The sequence below is a fragment of the Sphingomonas sanxanigenens DSM 19645 = NX02 genome, from assembly GCF_000512205.2.
Lineage (GTDB): Bacteria > Pseudomonadota > Alphaproteobacteria > Sphingomonadales > Sphingomonadaceae > Sphingomonas_D > Sphingomonas_D sanxanigenens.
In genome coordinates this window covers 1,258,070-1,277,226 of the sequence record NZ_CP006644.1, presented here as the reverse complement: position 1 = coordinate 1,277,226, position 19,157 = coordinate 1,258,070, and the positions used below count along the sequence as shown (strand labels likewise).

15 protein-coding genes and 1 pseudogene are annotated in these 19,157 nt (G+C 65.0%); 5 read left to right on the top strand and 11 right to left on the bottom strand.

Going from position 1 to position 19,157, the window contains the following annotated elements; genetic code table 11:
* Positions 1 to 190: 190 nt before the first annotated feature.
* The 11 genes and pseudogenes from NX02_RS33530 to NX02_RS05990 all read right to left on the bottom strand — a co-directional run.
* A pseudogene (locus tag NX02_RS33530) lies at positions 191 to 324 on the bottom strand (IS3 family transposase); the annotation flags it as partial.
* Positions 321 to 1,223, bottom strand: coding sequence for a 3-hydroxyisobutyrate dehydrogenase (mmsB, locus tag NX02_RS06035; RefSeq protein WP_025291295.1), 903 nt, complete (start codon positions 1,221 to 1,223; stop codon positions 321 to 323). The pseudogene NX02_RS33530 and the gene mmsB, both read right to left, overlap by 4 nt.
* Before the next feature lie 26 nt (positions 1,224 to 1,249).
* Positions 1,250 to 2,023, bottom strand: a complete 774-nt coding sequence (locus tag NX02_RS06030; protein WP_025291294.1) for an enoyl-CoA hydratase-related protein — start codon at positions 2,021 to 2,023, stop codon at positions 1,250 to 1,252.
* A 47-nt stretch (positions 2,024 to 2,070) separates the two neighbouring features.
* Positions 2,071 to 3,123, bottom strand: coding sequence for an enoyl-CoA hydratase/isomerase family protein (locus NX02_RS06025; RefSeq protein WP_025291293.1), 1,053 nt, complete (start codon positions 3,121 to 3,123; stop codon positions 2,071 to 2,073).
* Between the two features lie 26 nt (positions 3,124 to 3,149).
* Positions 3,150 to 4,295, bottom strand: coding sequence for an acyl-CoA dehydrogenase family protein (locus NX02_RS06020; RefSeq protein WP_025291292.1), 1,146 nt, complete (start codon positions 4,293 to 4,295; stop codon positions 3,150 to 3,152).
* A gap of 218 nt (positions 4,296 to 4,513) precedes the next feature.
* On the bottom strand, positions 4,514 to 6,583 hold the full coding sequence (locus tag NX02_RS06015; protein WP_025291291.1) for a 3-hydroxyacyl-CoA dehydrogenase NAD-binding domain-containing protein: 2,070 nt from the start codon (positions 6,581 to 6,583) through the stop codon (positions 4,514 to 4,516).
* Position 6,584: 1 nt separating this feature from the next.
* Positions 6,585 to 8,126, bottom strand: coding sequence for a class I adenylate-forming enzyme family protein (locus NX02_RS06010; RefSeq protein ID WP_025291290.1), 1,542 nt, complete (start codon positions 8,124 to 8,126; stop codon positions 6,585 to 6,587).
* Complete coding sequence (locus NX02_RS06005) at positions 8,104 to 8,898, bottom strand: SDR family NAD(P)-dependent oxidoreductase (protein ID WP_025291289.1); 795 nt, start codon at positions 8,896 to 8,898, stop codon at positions 8,104 to 8,106. Before NX02_RS06005 ends, NX02_RS06010 begins: the two co-directional genes overlap by 23 nt.
* A complete protein-coding gene (locus NX02_RS06000; protein ID WP_025291288.1) occupies positions 8,891 to 9,229 on the bottom strand; it encodes an EthD family reductase in 339 nt (112 codons plus the stop codon). The genes NX02_RS06005 and NX02_RS06000 overlap by 8 nt, the downstream gene beginning before the upstream one ends.
* A gap of 3 nt (positions 9,230 to 9,232) precedes the next feature.
* The gene (locus tag NX02_RS05995) at positions 9,233 to 10,030 is read right to left on the bottom strand and encodes an enoyl-CoA hydratase/isomerase family protein (protein WP_025291287.1); all 798 of its coding nucleotides are present in this window, start codon (positions 10,028 to 10,030) and stop codon (positions 9,233 to 9,235) included.
* Between the two features lie 39 nt (positions 10,031 to 10,069).
* Positions 10,070 to 10,759 (bottom strand): carboxymuconolactone decarboxylase family protein, encoded by a 690-nt coding sequence (locus tag NX02_RS05990; RefSeq protein WP_245648776.1) that lies wholly within the window; start codon positions 10,757 to 10,759, stop codon positions 10,070 to 10,072.
* Between the two features lie 239 nt (positions 10,760 to 10,998).
* Between NX02_RS05990 and NX02_RS05985 the strand changes: the two genes are divergently transcribed.
* The 5 genes from NX02_RS05985 to NX02_RS05965 all read left to right on the top strand — a co-directional run bounded on the left by NX02_RS05985 (position 10,999) and on the right by NX02_RS05965 (position 19,145).
* Positions 10,999 to 12,204, top strand: coding sequence for an acyl-CoA dehydrogenase family protein (locus NX02_RS05985; RefSeq protein ID WP_084717626.1), 1,206 nt, complete (start codon positions 10,999 to 11,001; stop codon positions 12,202 to 12,204).
* Positions 12,201 to 13,283, top strand: a complete 1,083-nt coding sequence (locus NX02_RS05980) for a phosphotransferase family protein (RefSeq protein ID WP_025291284.1) — start codon at positions 12,201 to 12,203, stop codon at positions 13,281 to 13,283. The genes NX02_RS05985 and NX02_RS05980 overlap by 4 nt, the downstream gene beginning before the upstream one ends.
* A 70-nt stretch (positions 13,284 to 13,353) precedes the next feature.
* Positions 13,354 to 16,245: a TonB-dependent receptor plug domain-containing protein gene (locus NX02_RS05975; protein ID WP_025291283.1), complete on the top strand. Its 2,892-nt coding sequence runs from the start codon at positions 13,354 to 13,356 to the stop codon at positions 16,243 to 16,245.
* A 97-nt stretch (positions 16,246 to 16,342) separates the two neighbouring features.
* Complete coding sequence (locus NX02_RS05970) at positions 16,343 to 17,653, top strand: MFS transporter (RefSeq protein WP_025291282.1); 1,311 nt, start codon at positions 16,343 to 16,345, stop codon at positions 17,651 to 17,653.
* A 160-nt stretch (positions 17,654 to 17,813) separates the two neighbouring features.
* Positions 17,814 to 19,145, top strand: coding sequence for a DUF1254 domain-containing protein (locus tag NX02_RS05965; RefSeq protein ID WP_025291281.1), 1,332 nt, complete (start codon positions 17,814 to 17,816; stop codon positions 19,143 to 19,145).
* Positions 19,146 to 19,157 lie beyond the last annotated feature (12 nt).

Sequence of the window (19,157 nt, the reverse complement as noted above, 5' to 3'; positions counted from 1 at the left end):
CGGAGATCGCCGTCACAACGCCGGCGAACCTACACCACCCGGTGGGACACGATCAGGCTCCGCGGGTTAAGTTAGGCTGCCATGCTCCCGTCGTCGAGCATGGCGCAATATCGATGTTTGGCCTCGGCAGGGGGAATGCTGCCGATAGGCTCGAGCGGCCGCGGTGGTTGAACCTGCCTCGACCATTTCCCGCGAGGTCGATCACCCGCATCGGCGCCAGCGTCTCCTCTCCGGCACTGGCACATAATAATAGCTCGACCGGTCGATCGATAGCGGCCGGCATTGGGCCGCGATCGACAACCGGTGGTGAGCAGGCTCGATCATCGATATAGCTCCGGCACCCCGTCCCCGTTCAGCAGTCTGATGATCGACGAGAAGTCGAACCCGCCGCCGCCCGAATTCTGCAGCGCCTGGTACAGTGCCAGCGCATTCGCCCCCATCGGCACGCTGGCATTGACGTCGCTCGCGGCCTCGACAGCAAGCTTCAGATCCTTCAGCATCAGCCCGGCCGCGAAGCCGCCCCTGTAACCATTGTCGGCGGGCGTCTGCGGCCCCACCCCCGGAACCGGGCAATAGCTCGTCATCGACCAGCTCTGTCCGGAGGCCTTGGACGAGATGTCGTAGAAGGTCTGGAGATCGAGCCCCAGCTTGTCGGCAAGCAGGAAGGCCTCGCAGGTCGCGACCATCGTCGCGCCGAGCAGCATGTTGTTGGCGATCTTCGCCGCCTGCCCGGCGCCGTTGCCGCCGGCGCGGATCACCGCCTTGCCCATGCGCGCGAGGATCGGTTCGGCGCGGCCGAACGCCGCGTCGGTCCCCCCGACCATGAAGGTCAGGGTGCCGGCATTGGCGGCGGCGATGCCGCCCGAGACCGGCGCATCGACCGCGACCAGCCCGACGATGCCCGCGGCATCCGCCACACGCCGCGCGGTCGCCACGTCGATGGTCGAGCAATCGATCAGGAGCGTGCCGACCGCCGCCGCCCCGAACAGCGCATCGCCATAGACCTGTTCGACATGCTTGCCGGCCGGCAGCATCGTGACGATCGCCTCGGCGCCTTCGGCCGCCGCGGCGGCGGAGGCGGCAATCGCGCACCCGGCTTCCCCAGCACGCGCCAGCGCCGCATCCGAAAGGTCGAACGCACGGACGGCGTGCCCCGCCCGCGCGAGGTTGGCCGCCATGCCGCCGCCCATATTGCCGAGCCCGATGAAACCGATACGTGCCATATCCTCTCCTTGTCGCGCGGGTTGCTTTATTTCCCCGTCCAGTTGCCCGGCCGCTTCTCGACGAACGCGGCCATGCCTTCCGCCTTGTCCGCGGTCGCGCACAGGCCGTGGAACAGGCGGCGCTCGAACAGGATGCCGGTGGCGAGCCCCGTCTCGAACGCGGTGTTGACCATTTCCTTGTTGGCGATGGCGGCGAGCGGCGGCATGCCCGCAATCGCTTCGGCCGCCTTCAGCGCCTCGGCCACCAGATCCGCCGCGGGCACGATCCGGCTGACCAGGCTGGCGCGCTCCGCTTCGGCGGCATCCATCATCCGCCCGGTCAGGCACATGTCCATTGCCTTCGCCTTGCCCACCGCGCGGGTCAGGCGCTGCGATCCGCCCATCCCCGGCGCGACGCCAAGCTTGATCTCGGGCTGGCCGAACTTCGCGGTGTCGGCGGCGATGATGAAATCGGCCATCATCGCCAGTTCGCAGCCGCCGCCCAGCGCATAGCCCGAGACCGCGGCGATCCACGGCTTGCGCGTGGCCGTCACCCGCTCGAACCCGGCGAAGAAATTCTCGCCGAACATCTGCGCGAAGCCCTTCGCCTGCATCTCCTTGATGTCGGCACCCGCCGCGAACGCCTTCTCGCTGCCGGTAAGCACCAGGCAGCGCTGCGCCGGATCGGCATCATAGGCGGCGAAAGCGGCGATCAGATCCGCCAGCACCTGCGAATTGAGCGCGTTCAGCGCCTGCGGCCGGTTCACCGTCACCAGGGTCACCGCCCCGCGGGTCTCGACCAGCAAAGTCTCGTAGCTCATCTAACGCGCTGCTCCTTCATGCCCATATCGTTGATCTCGCTTGCCGGTCAGCCCGCCCGCGCCGGCTGCCACGCCTCATGTTCGGGCAGCGGCGCGAAGATCGTGTCGATCAGATGATCGCTCACCTGCTCGGGCGTCGCCGGGTTCCATTTCGGCGCATTGTCCTTGTCGATGATCACCGCGCGGACGCCCTCGATGAAGTCGTGACGCTGCACGACATGGCAGGCGACGGCATATTCCTGCCGCATCTCGTCGGCGAAATCCTGGAACAGCGCGCCGTTCGCGAGCAGCCTGAGCGATACCTTCATCGTCTGCGGCGACTTGCCGTCGAGCGTCGCGCGCTGCGCGGCCGCCCATTCGCCGCCATCGGCCTCCAGCGCGGCATAGACATCCTCCAGGACGTCCGACGCGAACAGCCGGGCGATGTCCGCGCGCTGCCCCTCGATCGCCGCGGGCGGCGCCGCGACGGCGAGCGACGCGAGGATCTCCTCGATCGCGCGCGGGTCCGACGCGATCCGCGCCTTGGCCTCGTCGAGCGCGGCGGTGGGCAGATAATGGGTCGCGAGGCCCAGCGCGAGGCAGTCCGCACCGTCGATGCGCGCGCCGGTCAGCGCCAGATATTGCCCCACCCGCCCGGGCAGGCGCGACAGATACCAGCCTGCACCCACATCGGGGAACAGGCCGATCCCGGTTTCGGGCATCGCGAAGCGGGTGTTCTCGGTCGCGACGCGATACTTGCAGGGCAGCGAGATGCCGACGCCGCCGCCCATCGTGATGCCGTCCATGAACGCCACGGTCGGCTTGGCATAAGTGAACAGCCGGTGGTTCATCTGATATTCGAGGTGGAAGAAGCGCCGCGCCGCCACGCCGTCCCCCGCTCCGCTCTCCGCGATCAGGCGGATGTCGCCGCCCGCGCAGAATCCGCGCCCCTCGGCGTGATCGAACATCACCACCTCGACCGCGCCGTCGCCGCGCCAGCTTTCCAGGGCATGCAATATGCCCTCGGCCATGCCGGCGGTCAGCGCATGGATCGCCTTGGGCCGGTTGAGGCGGATGCGGCCGGCGCCGCCTTCGGTCCGGATGATCAACGCGTCTGTCACATGTCCTCCTGGCAGGATCGCTACGCTCACTGGCGGGTCAGTTCGCGCCCGATGATCATCCGCATCACCTGGTTCGTTCCTTCGAGGATCGAATGGACGCGCAGGTCGCGCCAGAAGCGCTCGATCGGATAATCCATCAGATAGCCATAGCCGCCATGGAGCTGCAGCGCATCGTTGGCCACCCTGGATCCGGTGTCGGTCGCGAAGCGCTTGGCCATTGCCGCGAAGCGCGTTTTGTCCGGCGCGTCGGCGGTCACCTTCGCGGCGGCGGTGTAGAGCAGGCAGCGCGCCGCCTGCAGCTCGGTTTCCATATCCGCCAGCATGAATTGGGTGTTCTGGAAATCGGCGATCGCCTGGCCGAACTGCTTGCGCTCCCTGGTGTAGTTGATCGCCTCGTCGAGGCAGCGCTGCGCCCCGCCCAGCGAGCAGGCGCCGATGTTCAGCCGCCCGCCGTCCAGCCCCATCATCGCGATGCGGAAGCCTTCCCCCAGGCTGCCCACAAGATTATCCACAGGAACACGCACAGCATCGAAATTGACCTGCGCGGTCGGCTGCGAGTGCCAGCCGAGCTTGCGCTCCTGCGCACCGAAGGACACGCCAGGCATGTCCTTCTCGATCACCAGGCAACTGATCCCCCTGGGGCCATCCTCGCCGGTGCGGACCATCACCACGTAGATGTCGTTCTCGCCGCCGCCCGAAATGAACGCCTTGGTGCCGGTGACGACATAATCGTCGCCGTCGCGCACCGCCCTTGTCTTGAGCGCTGCCGCGTCGGATCCCGATCCGGGTTCGGTCAGGCAATAGGACGCGATCCGCTCCATCGTCACCATCGACGGCAGGTAACGCGCCTTCACCGCCTCGCCGCCGAAGCGATCGATCATCCAGGACGCCATGTTGTGGATCGAGATGAAGGCGCTCGTCGAAGGGCAGCCATAGGCCATCGCCTCCATGATCAGCGCCGATTCCAGGCGGCCCAGCCCGATGCCGCCCGACGCCTCGGACACGTAGATCGAACCGAAGCCGAGTTCGGCGGCGGCGCGGATCGTGTCGCGCGGGAAGATATGCTTCTCGTCCCACGCCGCGGCGTGCGGGGTGATGGCATCGGCGGTGAAGCGCCGTGCGAGGTCCTGAATCTCGCGCTGTTCGTCGGTCAGGTCGAATAGTGCGGTCATTCCGCCGGCTTCCCTTCGGTCGTCTTAATTGTGAAAGCGTGAGACGGAAGTCGACTGACTGACATCACAGTGTCCTGCATCCTTCAGCGTCGAAGACGGACCGGCACTGATCGCTGATGGTAACCCGCGCGCCGCCTCAATTCCCATCCACCGGCATTTCTCCGCGCCAGGCGGTTGGCGAACCTTGGGCCGGTGCGTGAGCACGCAGGCATTGACCGTCAACTTAGGCTGCCGAAGCCCCGGCCCTCGTCTGCCAGGCGGACCAGCAAAGGCGCCGGGCGGAAGACTTCGCCATGCACCGCTTCCAGCGCGCGCATCTCGGCAACGACACGACCAAGACCCACCTGATCCGCCCAGAACAGCGGGCCGCCCCGATATACGGGCCAATTATAGCCCAGCACCGCGGCAATATCGATATCGGAGGCACGCAGTGCGATGCCTTCGTCCAGGATCTTCGCCCCTTCGTTGACGACCGGGTAGAGCAATCGCGCAAGCAGCGCTTCATCGCCACGGGTAGCGGCGCCCGCGACCCCTCCGGCTGCAGCAACTTCCGCAATGAGAGCCGCGGTCACGGCCGACGGGCTGGGCCGCCTCTTTTCATCATAATCGTAATAGCCGGCGCCGCGCTTCTGCCCCAAGCGGCCGGCAGCGACGAGATCTCCCATCACCGTTCGTTTCGCCGCGTCTCGGCCGATCACATCGAGACCAACCAGATCCATCATCTGGAAATGGCCCATTGCGAAACCATAGCCGACCAGCGCGCGATCGATTTCGGCAATCGGCGTTCCTTCCAGCATCATCGCTTCGGCCTGATAGCCACGCGGCGCGAGCAAGCGATTGGCGATAAAGCCGTCGCAGACGCCGCTCAGAACCGCGACCTTGCCAATCCGTTTGGCAAGCTTCATCGCCGTCGCAATCACGGTCTTCGATGTGGCTGAACCCCGGACCACCTCCAGCAACCGCATGACATTGGCGGGCGAGAAGAAATGAAGGCCGACCACGCAGGCGGGCCGGCGGGTCGCCGCGGCGATGCGGTTCAGATCGAGGAACGACGTGTTCGAGGCGAGAATCGCGCCCTGCTTCACGATGCCGTCGAGCCTTGCGAAGATATCCCTTTTCACGTCCATGCTTTCGTAGACCGCTTCGATCAGGAGATCGGCATCGACGAGCGCCCCCAGATCCAGGCTGGGCGAGATCAGAGCCATCCGCTGCTCGACATGCTGGGTCGTCATGCGTCCCTTGGCAGCGGTCGCTTCATAGTTTCGGCGGATGGTGGCGATCCCGCGATCCAGCGCCTCCTGCGTCATCTCAACCAGCGTCACCGGAATGCCGGCGTTGAGGAAGTTCATGGTGATGCCGCCGCCCATCGTGCCGGCACCGATAACGCCGACGGCGCAGATATCGATCGGCACCGCATCTGCTCCTATGTCGGGCACGCGCGCCGCCTCCCGTTCGGCAAAAAACGCGTGCCGCTGCGCGGCCGACTCGGGACTGGCGACCAATCGCTCGAACAACGCCGTCTCCGTTGCCAGTCCGTCGTCGAAGGGGAGCGTCACTGCCGCTTCGACCGCTTCGACGATCGCGGCAGGCGCGAGGAACCCCTTGAACCGGTGCGGATTGGCCTTGCGGAAATTCGCGAAAAGATCCGAACGGGCGTGAGCCGCCTCTACCGTCACTGTCCGGTCGCGAATACGCGGCATGGCGCCACCATCCGCGATCACCCGTTTTGCAAAGGCAATTGCCTCATCGCGGAGGATCGCATCGCCAACGGCCGCGTCGATCAGCCCAAGTGACAGGGCCTCGGTGGCGCCGATCCGCCGCCCTGACGTGATGATCTCGAGCGCGGCTTCGACCCCGACGATCCTGGGCACGCGCTGGGTGCCGCCCGCACCGGGGAGGATGCCGAGGTGCACTTCGGGCAAGCCGACCTTCGCGCTCAGCGCGGCGATGCGATAGTGGCACGCGAGCGCCAGTTCGAACCCTCCACCCAGCGCCGTCCCGTGGATGGCGGCGATGACCGGCTTGGGCGCATCATCGAGAAATGTGCAGAGATCCGGCAGCGACGGTCGCTGCCAGGGTTGGCCGAACTCCGTGATGTCGGCACCCGCAACGAACGTGCGCCCTGCGCAGATCAGCACGATCGCCCGCACGGCCGCATCTTCGAAGGCGCGCTGCAGTTCCTCATGCAGGTCGCGCCGAAGAGCATTCGAAAGGGCGTTCACTGGCGGATTGTCGAGCGTGATCAGCATCACGTCGGCCATGAAGGCGCTCGTTGCGGTGCGGGTCATGTCAGGCGTCCTGTCTAAGGGCGGAGGAACCAGACCGTCGGGCAAGCTCCGCCGCGGCCATGACTGCCATTGCTTTCTTGTCGAGCTTGCCGGTGGCAGTTACGGCCATGGTCTCCACCAGCACCAGATGCTCTGGCCACTTCTTGCGCGATACACCTTGTGCAGCCAGGTGACCGAGCAAGGCGCTCAGATCGACAGCCCCTTCGCCCGCCCGGATCCGGCAGACGGCGCACGCCTGTTCGCCGAGCTTGCGCTCGGGCACCGCCACCACCGCCGCCTCGGCGATGGCGGGGTGGCGCAGCAGCGCCGCCTCGATCTCGGCAGGATCAATGTTGAAGCCGCCGCGAATGATTTGATCCTTGATCCGCCCGACCACGCGGACGAAGCCTTCATCGTCACGGATGATCTCGTCGCCGGTAAGATAAAAGCCGTCCGGCGTCATCCGCTCCTGCCCCGCGCCCAGCCCCTCGGCATAGCCAAGGAAGAGCGACGGCCCGCGCACGCCTGCCTGTCCACGTTGCCCGCGCGGCAAAGGCCGCAACTCGCCATCGAAAGCCTCGTCTTCCGTGCCGGGAAAAGGGATGCCGTCGTAATGCTGTCGCCTCTCCAGCGGATGTTGCGGGTGTGTCGAGGCGTGGCCCATACATTCGGACATTCCGAACATGCGCAAGGCCTTCAGGCCGAGCAGGCGGTCCGCGTCTGCGATCAACTCGGCGGTCATGGCGCTTCCGCCCACAGCCATCGCGCGCAGCGGGAGCCGGCCGCTCCATTCACCCTGCCGGGCGGCCTCGACCATCGTGAACAGGTGGGTTGGCACCGCAATCGCCCAGCCGCAACGGTAGCGCTCCGCTCGCCGCAGCGCCTCCGCCGGCAGCCACGGATCCATCAAGACCAGCGCGTGCCCAAGCGACAAGGCGAAATGGGCGGTAAATGTGAAGCCCGGCGCGCTGTCCAGCGGCACAATACCGAGAATGGCGTCGCCGGATTGCAAACCCGCAATGGCGGCGCAGGCGCGCGTGGCATAGTTAAGGGCGCCCGCGCCGTGCATAACCCCCTTCGGCACGCCCGTGCTGCCCGAGGTGAAGCCGATGAGGACCGTTTGGCGGTCCCGTTCATCGGTCGACGCCGACCCGGCGACCGGCAGAATGTCGGGCAAATCGCTACCCGCGCCTGTGACTTTCGCCACGTGCCCCAGGAGGGACTCCAGCTTGGCGAGATCGCCAGCACCCAACTTTGGCGACACGGGGCAGAAGACCGCTTCCAACGACGAAACAGCGAGCGCGGTTGCGATCGACGCCGGCGATTTGTGCCCGGTCACGAGCACGCGCGCGTACGGCCTCGCGCCCGCCGAGCTCAGCGCTGCTGCGATCTCGAGGGCGAGGCCCAGCAGTTCTCCACGAGTCCACTGCCGATCGTCGCAATCGACAAGCGCCAGCGCGGCCGGATCAGCGAGGGCCAGTCGCTCGAACTGCGGCCAGAGCCTTTCATGATCCCACTCAATCGCGGGCGGCACGAGAGCGTCAGGCAAGGGACTGCCCTCCATCAACGAGAAACGTCTGGCCGGTGATGAAGCTGCCGGCGTCAGAGGCCAGCAACGCCAGCGTACCCCCAATCTCCTGGGGTTTGCCGAAGCGACGCATCAGGATGCCGAGTCGCGTCCTCTCCCGGATCGCGGGGTCGAGCGTCTCGGTCATGCCGGTCTCGATCGAGCCCGGAGCGATGGCATTTACGCGAATGTTGTGACCAGCCCATTGAGCGGCGAGGTCGCTGGTCAAATGAACGATCGCGGCCTTGCTCGTCGTATAGGGCACCACCTGCCCCGCCTCGGGCTGATAGGACAGGAAGGCGCCAACAGAGGCGATGTTGACGATGGCGCCCCCGCCTTGCGCTATCATGTGGCGCGCGGCATGCCGGCAGGCGAGGAACGTGCCCGTCACGTTCACATCCATCACTTTCTGCCATCCCTTCAACGGGATGTCCTGGGGCAACCCCCACCAGGAGGCACCCGCATTGTTGATCAGGATGTCGAGCCCGCCGATCCGTTCAATGGTCCGCGCTACCGCCACCTCAACCGAGGCCTCGTCGGCAATGTTGCAACTCAGCCCGACGGTCGGGACGCGGAACCGCCGCGAGACACTGGCTGCAAGTTCGGCGCAGTCCGCCTCGGTGCGGGACGCAAGCGCGACCGCGCAGCCGAGATCAGCGAGCGTGGCTGCCATGGCTTCGGCCAATGCGCCGCGCCCGCCCGTGATCAGTGCCCGCTTGCCATCGAGCCTGAACTGCGCGGCGGCGAAGCCAGGGCCAATATCAGGCATCGTGCGTCCCTGCCAGCAAGTCGACCTCGTCGGTGATCAGGATGATGCGCCGGCCGCCCATCCCCCTCGTTTGCGCCGTCGCCGCCTTCCACTCGGAGGAAGCGAACGCGGTGTCGAGCGCAGCACGATCGGTAAAGGTCAGTACTGCATGACCGTCCCAGCCCGGCACCTCGGGACTGTCATAGTCTTTCGTCACCGCGCCGTGCCGATAGGCGATGAGGCCGGGCAGGATCCTGGCGGCGTCGGCGTGGGGCCCCCGCCACCAGGTGGTGAACTGCTCGTGCGTCCAGTCCTGCGGGCGGCTCGCCAGGACGACCATGCTGACCGCCATGGCCTATTTGCCGGTCCAGACGGGCTGGCGCTTCTCAAGAAACGCCGCCACGCCTTCCTTTGCATCCGCAGAGTGATGGACGACGTTGCAGGTCATCGTTTCAAGTGTAATGAGCGAGTTGGTGTCGGCATCGAGCCCGCGATTGACCGCCATCTTCGTCATCCACATGCAAAACGGGCTCTTGTCGATCAGCGGCGCGCAGAAGTCCTGGATCAGCTGTTCGAGCTGCTCCGTCGGGGCAGACGCGTTGCACAGGCCCCACTCGACGCACTCCTCGCCAGTGAGCAGTTTGCCGGTCAGCATCAGTTCCTTGGCCTTGCGCATGCCGATGTAGCGCGGCAGCCGATAGATCGGCCCCGCGCCGCCGAACAGCGCGCGGCGGATGTGGAAGTCGCCGATCTTGGCATCATCGGCGGCAATGCCGAAGTCGCACGAGATGAAGAGCTCGAACCCGCCGGCGACGGCATAGCCTTCGACGCAGGCGATCGTGGGCTTCTTCATGTTGTAGATCTTGTCGTAGGTGCGCGCGGAGTCGATCGCGAGCTGGAGCGAGGTGCTGGTCTCGTGCAGGACGGGGCCGACGAGCTGGCCGAGGTCGGCACCGGCGCAAAACGTCCGGCCGCGACCGCGGAAGACCACTGCCAGTACCTTGCTGTCTTCGGCGGCCTTATCGACCGCAGCTTCGAGATCACGCAGAAGTTGCGGGCTTACACAATTCTTCACATGTGGCCGATTGAGCCAGATCGTGCAGATTCCGTTGTCGGCCACTTCGTATTGGATGACGTCCTTCTCGGGTTCCATCATATCTCTCCTTGGTGATAGCGTTTGAACGATTGATTTTCAGCGTGGAATGCCGCCCTCTTCCGGGGGCGCGAGCATGCCGCCCACCGCCATCCATGCGGCGATGCCGGCGGCCGGCACGGCGCAGAGCACCGCCTCGGCAATCTCCTCGTCGACAGCGCCCGCATTGCGCGCGCCGCGCACGTGCGTTGCCGCCATCGGGCTGTACCCGGCGGCAAGGATCGTGAGCAGCAACAACTCGCCATGCTTGGGCGACAGCGGGTTGGCGTCGATGCTGCCCCGCCGCATCAGATAATATGCGTCGGCCGCCTTCGGCACCAACCGCATCAGCTGCGCCAGAGGCGTCGGCACGCTACCGGCCCAATAGGCTTTGAAGTTCGCCTCTGCCTCCCCCTCGGCCGCGACCGGCAGTTCCTGGGGGACGGGTCCGCTCGAATCAGCGAACGTCTCACTGATGATGGTGGCGAAATGCAGCGCGGCCGCTTCGCCGCGCAGGCTGGTGAGCACGATCAGTCCAGCTGTGGCTTCCTTGGGCGTCAAGCCAAGCTCGCCCCCTCGCGCAAGCTCGCGCCGCGCCAGATCGAGGTGACGACGATCGACCGCAGCGACAGCGGCAAACATCGCTTTCAGCTTCGCCGACACAGCCCCATCGGATTCGATTACCGCGCGGAAAGCCGCGAGGCCGGCCAGCGTGTACGGCGCGTACCCCCGCAAAAGGGCGACATTCATGAGCGGACTTGTTGACATTGCATCCTCTCTCCCGTCCGAACAATTGATCGACCGACTGGTCGGGCGTCAACTTAAAATTTCAGCCCTGACCAGTTTGACAGCCGACCAGTCGGTCGATTAGAAAACTCTCGACCGTACGGTCGGGTGAATGTAGACGACAAGCAGTGCCGGCGTGGAACCGGCCACCTATCAGGAGTGGATGCGTGGACTTCGACCAGTCGACAAGATCCAGGGAGTGGATGGAGCGGGTGCGCGCCTTCATGGACGAGCATATCGTTCCTGCCGTGCCCGTCTACCACGACCAGTCGGCCAGCATCGATCGCTGGGCCGCCATCCCCCCGGTCTTCGACGAACTGAAGGAGAAGGCGCGAGCGGCGGGCTTATGGAACCTGTTCATGCCTCCATCGGAGCATGACGATGCCTTCTTCACCAGTGTCGGCCTCACAAATGTCGAATATGCGCCTATCGCCGAGTTGATGGGCCGGATCTCGTTCGCGAGCGAAGTCTTCAACTGCATGGCGCCCGACACCGGTAATTTCGAAGTCCTGCATCGTTACGGCACGCCCGAGCAGAAGCAGCGCTTCATGGTCCCGCTCCGCGACGGCAAGACGCGCTCCGCATTCTTGATGACCGAGCCGGCGGTCGCTTCATCGGACGCCCGCAACATTCAGACCGAAATCCGCCGCGACGGCGGCGATTACGTCATCAACGGCCGCAAATGGTGGTCGTCTGGCGCTGGCCATCCGCGCTGCGACTTCTTCATCCTCATGGGCAAGACCGATCCCGAGGCAGCGGCCTACCGCCAGCAGTCGATGATCCTCGTTCCGCGAGCAACGCCCGGCGTCACGCTCGTCCGCCATCTGCCAGTCTTCGGCTACGACCACGCGCCGCACGGCCATTTCGAAGTCGCGCTGGAAAATGTTCGTGTGCCCGCCGAGTACATGCTGCTCGGCGAGGGACGCGGCTTCGAAATCGCACAAGGTCGGCTTGGACCGGGCCGTATCCATCACACGATGCGCAACATCGCCACGATGGAGGTCGCTCTGGAGAAAATGTGCCGGCGCCTCCTCTCCCGCCGCACATTCGGCAAGGCCATCGCCGAACATTCGGTTTGGGAGGAGCGTATCGCGCGTGCCCGGTGTGAGATCGAAATGGCGCGGCTCCTCTGCCTCAAGGCCGCGCACCGGATGGACACGGTGGGCAACAAGGAGGCACGCGCCGAGATCGCGATGATCAAGATCGCAGCGCCAAGAATGGCGCAGCAGATCGTAGACGACGCGATCCAGGCGCATGGCGGCGGCGGTGTCAGCGACGACTTCGGTCTCGCCGAACTTTGGGCCAACACCCGTATCGTTCGTCTGACCGACGGGCCGGACGAGGTCCACGAACGTCAGCTCGCCCGCATGGAGCTGGCGAGATATGCAGACGAAGGCGCCCGCCCGTGAACGCCGCGCGACCCGCCGCGACGATCGGCTCCACGATCGAGGTGGCCAGCAACAGCGCGTTCGACGAGACGCGCCTCAAGACCTATCTTTCCAGCCATGTGCGCGAATTCCATGGACCCATGCAGGTCAGGCGGTTCGAGGGCGGCCAGTCCAACCCAACCTTCCTGATCTCGACACCCGACAAGAGCTACGTGCTTCGCCGCAAGCCCGCCGGCGTGCTGTTGAAGTCCGCCCACGCGGTCGATCGGGAATATCGTGTGACGCGCGCGCTCTACGATGCCGGTCTGCCGGTGCCCGAGCCGCTCGCGCTCTGCGAGGACGATGACGTCATCGGGACGATGTTCTACGTTATGCGGCACGTGCCCGGTCGAAGCTTCTGGGATCCGCGGATGCCAGGCCTCGAACCGGCCGAGCGCGCCGCCATCTATGATTCTGCCAACGAGACGCTCGCCCGGCTGCACTCGGTCGATTACGCGGCGATCGGCCTCGCCGACTATGGCCGGCAGGGCAACTATTTCGCGCGGCAGATTTCGCGCTGGTCGCGCCAATATGAGGCGTCCCGCACGCGCGAGATACCGGAAATGGATCGCTTGATCGCGTGGCTTCCCGGCGCGATACCGATCACGGACGAGCGTACGACGATCATCCACGGTGATTATTCGTTTCACAATCTGCTCGTGCACCCAAGCGAACCGCGTGTCGCCGCAGTCATCGACTGGGAATTGTCAACGCTCGGCGATCCGCTCGGCGACCTGACCTATCACATGATGGAGTGGTTCCGGCCAGAAGGCGTCGACGTTCGCGGCACGCTCAAGGGAGCCGATCTTGCGGCACTCGGCATCCCCTCCGCCGAGGAATATGCGCGCCGCTATTGCGAGCGTACCGGGCTGCGCTGCGATCCGACCCACCCCTTCTACCGTGCCTTCAACCTGTTTCGCGTCGCCGCCATTCTCCAGGGCATCGCCGGCCGCGCGCGGGATGGGGTGCAAACCGCCACGAACGCTGGCGACATCGTGACCAGGATCGAGCCGCTCGCGCAAGCCGCGTGGCTTTCGGCGCGAGAAGCGGGGGCACGCTGAACATCCACACCTGCAAAAATACCAATGATCCGGGCGAAAGACATAACAGCCCGTAAATAAGGGAGAGAGGATGATGGAGAGGTTAAAGATAAGCCGACTGGCCTTATTGTGCGGATGCACCTTCGTCTTTGCTATCACACCGGCCAATGCCCAGAATGCGGACACGTCGACGCGAGCGGCATCGACTTCGGACGCAGACGCCGACACCAGCCGGATCCAGGACATCATCGTCACGGGCAGCCGGGTTGTCCGCGACGGGTACAACCAGCCGACGCCTGTCACTGTCGCCCCCACCGCAGAACTCCAGAAAGCAACGCCGACCAATCTCGCCGATGCTCTCAACAAGCTTCCGCAATTCGCGAATTCGGTCAGCCCCGCAGCGAATACCCAGTTGCAGGGAAATAGCGGCGAGCACGGCAACCTGCTCAACCTTCGCGGTGTCGGACCGACCCGCGCGCTGATCCTGCTCGACGGCATCCGTGTGCCGCCGACGACTTTCCGCGGCGCGGTCGACGTCAACACGATTCCCCAACTGCTGATCCAGCGTGTCGACGTGGTCACGGGCGGCGCCTCCGCCGTCTATGGTTCGGACGCCGTCAGCGGCGCCGTCAATTTCGTCCTTGAGAAGAAGTTCGAGGGTCTGAAGGGTGTTGCGCAGCGGGGCATCTCCACGCGTGGCGATCTCGGCAACTACCGGGTGGGTCTCGCCGGAGGTCTCGGGTTCGCTGGCGGTCGGGGCCATGTCATCGCCTCCCTCGAACGCTTCAGCAGCGAAGGTATCAAGCGCAGCGCACGAATCTACGGTGACGATGCCTATGCCGCCGTCGGCTCGGTGGTCGGATCGACCGACGCCCCGGGCAGAGCGGGAAACCCGTTCATCTTCCTCCCGAACCTGCGCTTCGCGACGAACGACTTCAACAACGGCATCATCCTGACGAGCACCGTTCCGTCGCTCGCCAACTCGATTTTCCTTCCGGGCGGCGCGGTGCGTCCGTTTCAGCGAGGGGCCCCGACTGGGACGCCCGGCACGAATGTCGGCGGGGACGGCCTGTATATTCCGGGCTCCAACCAGTTGATCGCACCGTTGACGACCACCCAAGGCTACGGGCAATTGTCCTACGATCTTACCGAGACGCTGACGGCGCACGCTCAGGGTAGCTATTCGCGTAGCGTCACGAGCTATGACACCCAGGCGCAATCGGTCCTCGGCTTCCGCTTCTTCAGCGGCAACGCTTTCCTCGATCCGTCGGTGCAAGCGCGTCTGGGGCCGAACGACTCGTTCACCGTGTTTCGCTTCATCGACGAGCAGGGGCCGATCCCCACGAACGAAGCGACCAATGCGTATTTGGTCAACGGCGGACTTGAGTGGCAACTCGGCGGATGGAATGTCACCGCCGATTATACCCACGGCAACTCCGTCACGAAGTTCGCACAGACGCAGATCGAGATCCCGAAGCTTGCCGCAGCGCTCGATGCGGTCAGAGCGCCCAACGGTTCAATCGTGTGCCGCGTCACGCTGACCAACCCCGGCCTTTATCCCGGATGCGTTCCGATCAACGTGTTCGGCGCAGGCACGCCAACGACCGACGCCTTGCAAACGGTTCTCGGGGTATCTCGCTACCGCGCCAGCAACACGACGGACGACTTCGTCGTCTCGGCGCGCGGAGATCTCGTCGAACTTCCTGCAGGTGTCGTGACCGTGGCTATCGGCGCGCAATATCGTAGGCAGAAACTGAACCTGACCTCGAATTCCGATCCTTCCGTCGCTATCGACTTCACCGGTCTGCGCGGCATTCCGGCCAATCGCATGACGCGTTTCAACAACACGAATGTCGGCTCTGCCTTCGGCAAGCTCAACGTGAAGGAGGCCTTTGCCGAGGCTCAGGTTCCGATCTTCAAGGGTCAGCCGTTCGCTGAGGAACTCAGCCTCAACGGCGCTTTTCGCCTGACCGACTACAGCACGAGCGGCAGCGTCAACACCTGGAAGATCGGCGCAGTCTACAAGCCGGTCCAGGACATCATGTTCCGCGTGACGCGCTCGCGCGATATTCGAGCGCCATCGCTGTTCGAGCTGTTTGCCGGCATTCAGACGGCGCCCGTCAACTTCAATGACCCGCACACGGGAACGCCGGGGTCGATCCGCCAATTCAGCGGCGGCAATCCGGACCTCACGCCAGAGACCGGCGACACCTTTGCGGCCGGAATCGTCCTCAGCCCCAGTTTTTTCAGCGGCTTCAACGCCTCGATCGATTATTACGATCTGAAGATCGACGGCGCGATCGCCACGCAAGGGTTGAACGACGTCGTCAATGAATGCGAAACCTCCGGTGGTACGTCCCCAACCTGCAGCCTGATCGATCGCCCCCTGCCGTTCAGCGACAGATCCCCGGCAAACTATCCGACATCGGTGAGCCTGATCACGCAGAACATCAGCGTTCTCAAGACCAGCGGCATCGACGTCGCATTGTCCTATCGCATGAGCGTCGGCAGTGGTGAAGTCACGCTGCGGGGATCCATGAACTATCTGCGGCGCTACATTTCGCAGACCAACTCGGTCGCGCCGGTGATCGATTATGCCGGGCATGGCGTGAACAGCCAGACGGGCTATGCCTTTCCGAAGGTTCGTTCGACGATCAGCATCAATTATGCCAACGGCGGGTTCACGGCGTTTGCGCAGGAATCCATCATCGGCAAGGTGAAGATCGGCAATCTCGAGAACGATCCGACCACCTCCTATGCCGTACCGGCCGTCAAGCCGGTGTTCTACACGGATGCGACACTGTCCTACAAATTCGATACGGCAGGCTCTCCCGAGCTGTTCCTGACCGCCACGAACCTGTTCGACCGCAAGCCGCCGCTGGTCGCCGCCGCCGCCGCGCCTGGGTTGCTCTACCCGACCTTGTTTACGCTGTACGACGTTGGCGGCCGGACGATGACTGCCGGCGTCCGATTCCGCTTTTGAGCCGGTGAAGGAATCATCCGATCTGGCGTCCGCGGCGCGGGTTTCATCGCGCGACAAGGCTGCTCCCGGCCATCGCAAGCTTCGATAAGGTGAACCCATGAACGGACCCTCCCTCGACTTGGCACCTCGGACGGCAGACGGATCGGGACCTGCTTTTCTGAAGGCCAGGCGCAGCATGCTCGTGCTGCTGGGGCTCGTGTCGATGTTCAATTATATCGATCGCACGGTCCTGTCCGTGCTGCAGGAACCGATCAAACGCGAGCTTCACCTGAGCGATGCGCAACTGGGGCTGCTCACCGGGCTGGCGTTTGCCTTGTTCTATGCGACGCTATCACTGCCGATCGCCCGGCTGGCAGACCGAATGAACCGACGCAACATCGTCGCCGCCTCTCTGGCAACGTGGAGCGCAATGACGGCCTTGTCGGGCCTCGCCACGGGCTTCGGCTCGCTGGTGGCGTTCCGGATCGGCGTGGCGCTGGGCGAGGCCGGATCGGTGCCCGCATCCCACTCGATCATCGCCGACTATTATCCGCCCGAGAAGCGAGTGACGGCGGTGGCGCTCTGGGGGCTCGCGCTGCCGGCCGGCATCATGCTCGGATACGCGTCCGGCGGCTGGATCGCGGCGGCGCTCGGCTGGCGGCTTGCGTTTGTCGTAATCGGGCTCGCCGGGCTGGTGCTCGCACCGGTCGTGATGCTGCTGGTCAGGGAACCTGCCCGTACCATCTCCCGGGAGCGTTCCGGCGACGCTGCCAGCGTCCCGCTTGGCGTAGCGATCGGCGTGCTGTGGCGGCTGCGCACCTACCGTTACATGCTGGCCGGGACGACCCTTCACGCCTTCGCCCAATATGCGATGATGAGCTGGTCGGCGCCTTTCTACATGCGCGTCCATCACCTGCCGCTTGCCGAAGTGGCGTCCTGGCTGGCGTTGATGAACGGGCTCGGCGGTGCGCTCGGCATCTATCTGGGCGGTCGCCTCTCCGATGCCGCCGGGACGCACAGGCCGGCCGGCCGCGTCTGGGTGAGCGCGGTGGCCATGCTCCTGATGGTCCCGGCCGCTCTCGCCCAGTTTCTCGCGCCCTCGCTACCTGTTTCTCTGGCCTGCGGCTTCATCGCGACGATGCTGATGTTCTTCTACTACGGCCCGATCGTTGGCGTGCCGCAGTCGATCGTGCCGGCCCGTACGCGAGCGCTTACCTCGGCTGTCACCTTGCTTGTCTTCAACCTGTTCGGGCTCGGGCTCGGACCCGCAGTGACGGGAGCGCTCAGCGATCATCTGGCCGCGAACAGCGCGATACAGGATACGTCGCTCCGCTATGCCCTTGCCATCGTCGTCCTGTTCTCGGTTGCCGGCGCGCTGAGCATTGGCTGGGCAAGCCGCTTCTACGAGGCCGAACTGCGTGAACGTTGACGACATGCCGGCCGGAAGAGGGAGACGCGCTTTGTCCGTTTGCCTGCGATCCTGTTTACTGGCCTTCGCTTGCCTGCCTGCCACGCCATTAACGGCGCAGGCGCTCGAAAAGAGCCCGACAACGGAGCAGCTATTCGCGCGACCGAGCGCGGATCCATACGTGCTGGCCGTCCGCGCGATCGTGTGGGGCTATCCGCTGGTGCGCGCCGCCGAGCTCAGGGAAAAGTCGACGCAGCCCGATCGCCCGTACGCGCCGCGTCCGCCGACAGTGGCAACCGCGCCGATCAACCATCTGGGCCTGGCGCGCGCGCTCGCCGATCCCGACACGAGGATCGGCGTCGCGCCAAACAACGACACGCTCTACGCGCTCGCCTTCCTCGACACGGCGGCAGGTCCCTTCCAGCTCGACACCCCGGATTTCGGCGACCGCTACTACGTCTTCCAGTTTGGCGACGCGGATAGCGAGACCCGGCAATCCTTTGGTCAGAGCAGTCATGGTCGGCGCCTGCCCCCGATCTTCATCGTCGGTCCGGCATATAGCGGAAGCGTGCCTGCGGGCGCGCTTCTCGTCCGGAGCCGACAACGCTATCTGATGGTGGCCGGCCGCATCCTCACCGACGGAGCGGCCGATCTGCCGCGCGTGCACGGGCTTCAGGATCGCATCCGGCTCACGAAATGGCTCGCGCCCGGGCATCTCGTCGAGCCGCCGATCACACCGCAACGCCGACTTCCGGACGGGCCTGCCGGCGATCCCCTCCGTTGGCTGGCCCGTCTGGGCACCGTTCTGCGCGATTGGCGAACCGAGCCGGACGACGCCGCCCTGGCCGCGTCCCTGCAAGCGATCGGCCTCGCCTCGACCGCGGGCTTCCGTGAACAGGATCTGAGCCCGAAGGTGCGGGAAGAGGTCCGTCGGGGCGTTCGGGACGGTCTTGCCGCAATCGCGGCGAAGACGCGCGCGTTGGGGGCCGTCAAGAACGGCTGGTCGACCAATTATGCTGGATCCCGCTTCGGGGGCGACTATCTTCTTCGCGCCGCGGTAGCGATGGATCAGATCTACGTCCTCGACAGGAAGGAGGCGCTCTATCCCGTCGCCCATCGCGACGGACATGGGCACCCGCTCGATGGCCGCACGCGCTACACGATCTGCTTTCGCCGGCAGGATCTTCCACCGGTGAACGCCTTCTGGTCGATAACACTCTACTACGCCAAAGGCTTCCTCGTGCCGAACGCGCGCAGGCGGTATTCGATTGGCGACCGGACGCCGGGCCTGACCTACGGCAAGGACGGCTCGTTGAGAATCCATGTGCAAAGCGATGACCCCGGAGCGGCCGGGCGATCGAACTGGCTGCCTGCCCCAGCCGAAAAGTTCATGCTGATGATGCGTCTGTACCGGCCCAGGCCTGACGCAATGGATGGTCAATGGCACCCACCCGCGATCATGCCAAGCGCCGTGGCGAAGGGCGACGGCGCGGAAGCGTGCGGCGCTCCTTAATCCATCGGAAAA

Bases quoted from the DNA above. Each gene is read 5' to 3' on its own strand.
- NX02_RS06010 (WP_025291290.1), bottom strand. From the start codon at position 8,126: ATGGAGGGCAGTCCCTTGCCTGACGCTCTCGTGCCGCCCGCGATTGAG.
- NX02_RS06005 (WP_025291289.1), bottom strand. From the start codon at position 8,898: ATGCCTGATATTGGCCCTGGCTTCGCCGCCGCGCAGTTCAGGCTCGAT.
- NX02_RS05995 (WP_025291287.1), bottom strand. From the start codon at position 10,030: ATGGAACCCGAGAAGGACGTCATCCAATACGAAGTGGCCGACAACGGA.
- NX02_RS06030 (WP_025291294.1), bottom strand. From the start codon at position 2,023: ATGAGCTACGAGACTTTGCTGGTCGAGACCCGCGGGGCGGTGACCCTG.
- NX02_RS06020 (WP_025291292.1), bottom strand. From the start codon at position 4,295: ATGACCGCACTATTCGACCTGACCGACGAACAGCGCGAGATTCAGGAC.
- NX02_RS05970 (WP_025291282.1), top strand. From the start codon at position 16,343: ATGAACGGACCCTCCCTCGACTTGGCACCTCGGACGGCAGACGGATCG.
- NX02_RS06000 (WP_025291288.1), bottom strand. From the start codon at position 9,229: ATGGCGGTCAGCATGGTCGTCCTGGCGAGCCGCCCGCAGGACTGGACG.
- NX02_RS05990 (WP_245648776.1), bottom strand. From the start codon at position 10,759: ATGAATGTCGCCCTTTTGCGGGGGTACGCGCCGTACACGCTGGCCGGC.
- NX02_RS05975 (WP_025291283.1), top strand. From the start codon at position 13,354: ATGATGGAGAGGTTAAAGATAAGCCGACTGGCCTTATTGTGCGGATGC.
- NX02_RS06015 (WP_025291291.1), bottom strand. From the start codon at position 6,583: ATGACCCGCACCGCAACGAGCGCCTTCATGGCCGACGTGATGCTGATC.
- mmsB (WP_025291295.1), bottom strand. From the start codon at position 1,223: ATGGCACGTATCGGTTTCATCGGGCTCGGCAATATGGGCGGCGGCATG.
- NX02_RS05985 (WP_084717626.1), top strand. From the start codon at position 10,999: ATGGAGCGGGTGCGCGCCTTCATGGACGAGCATATCGTTCCTGCCGTG.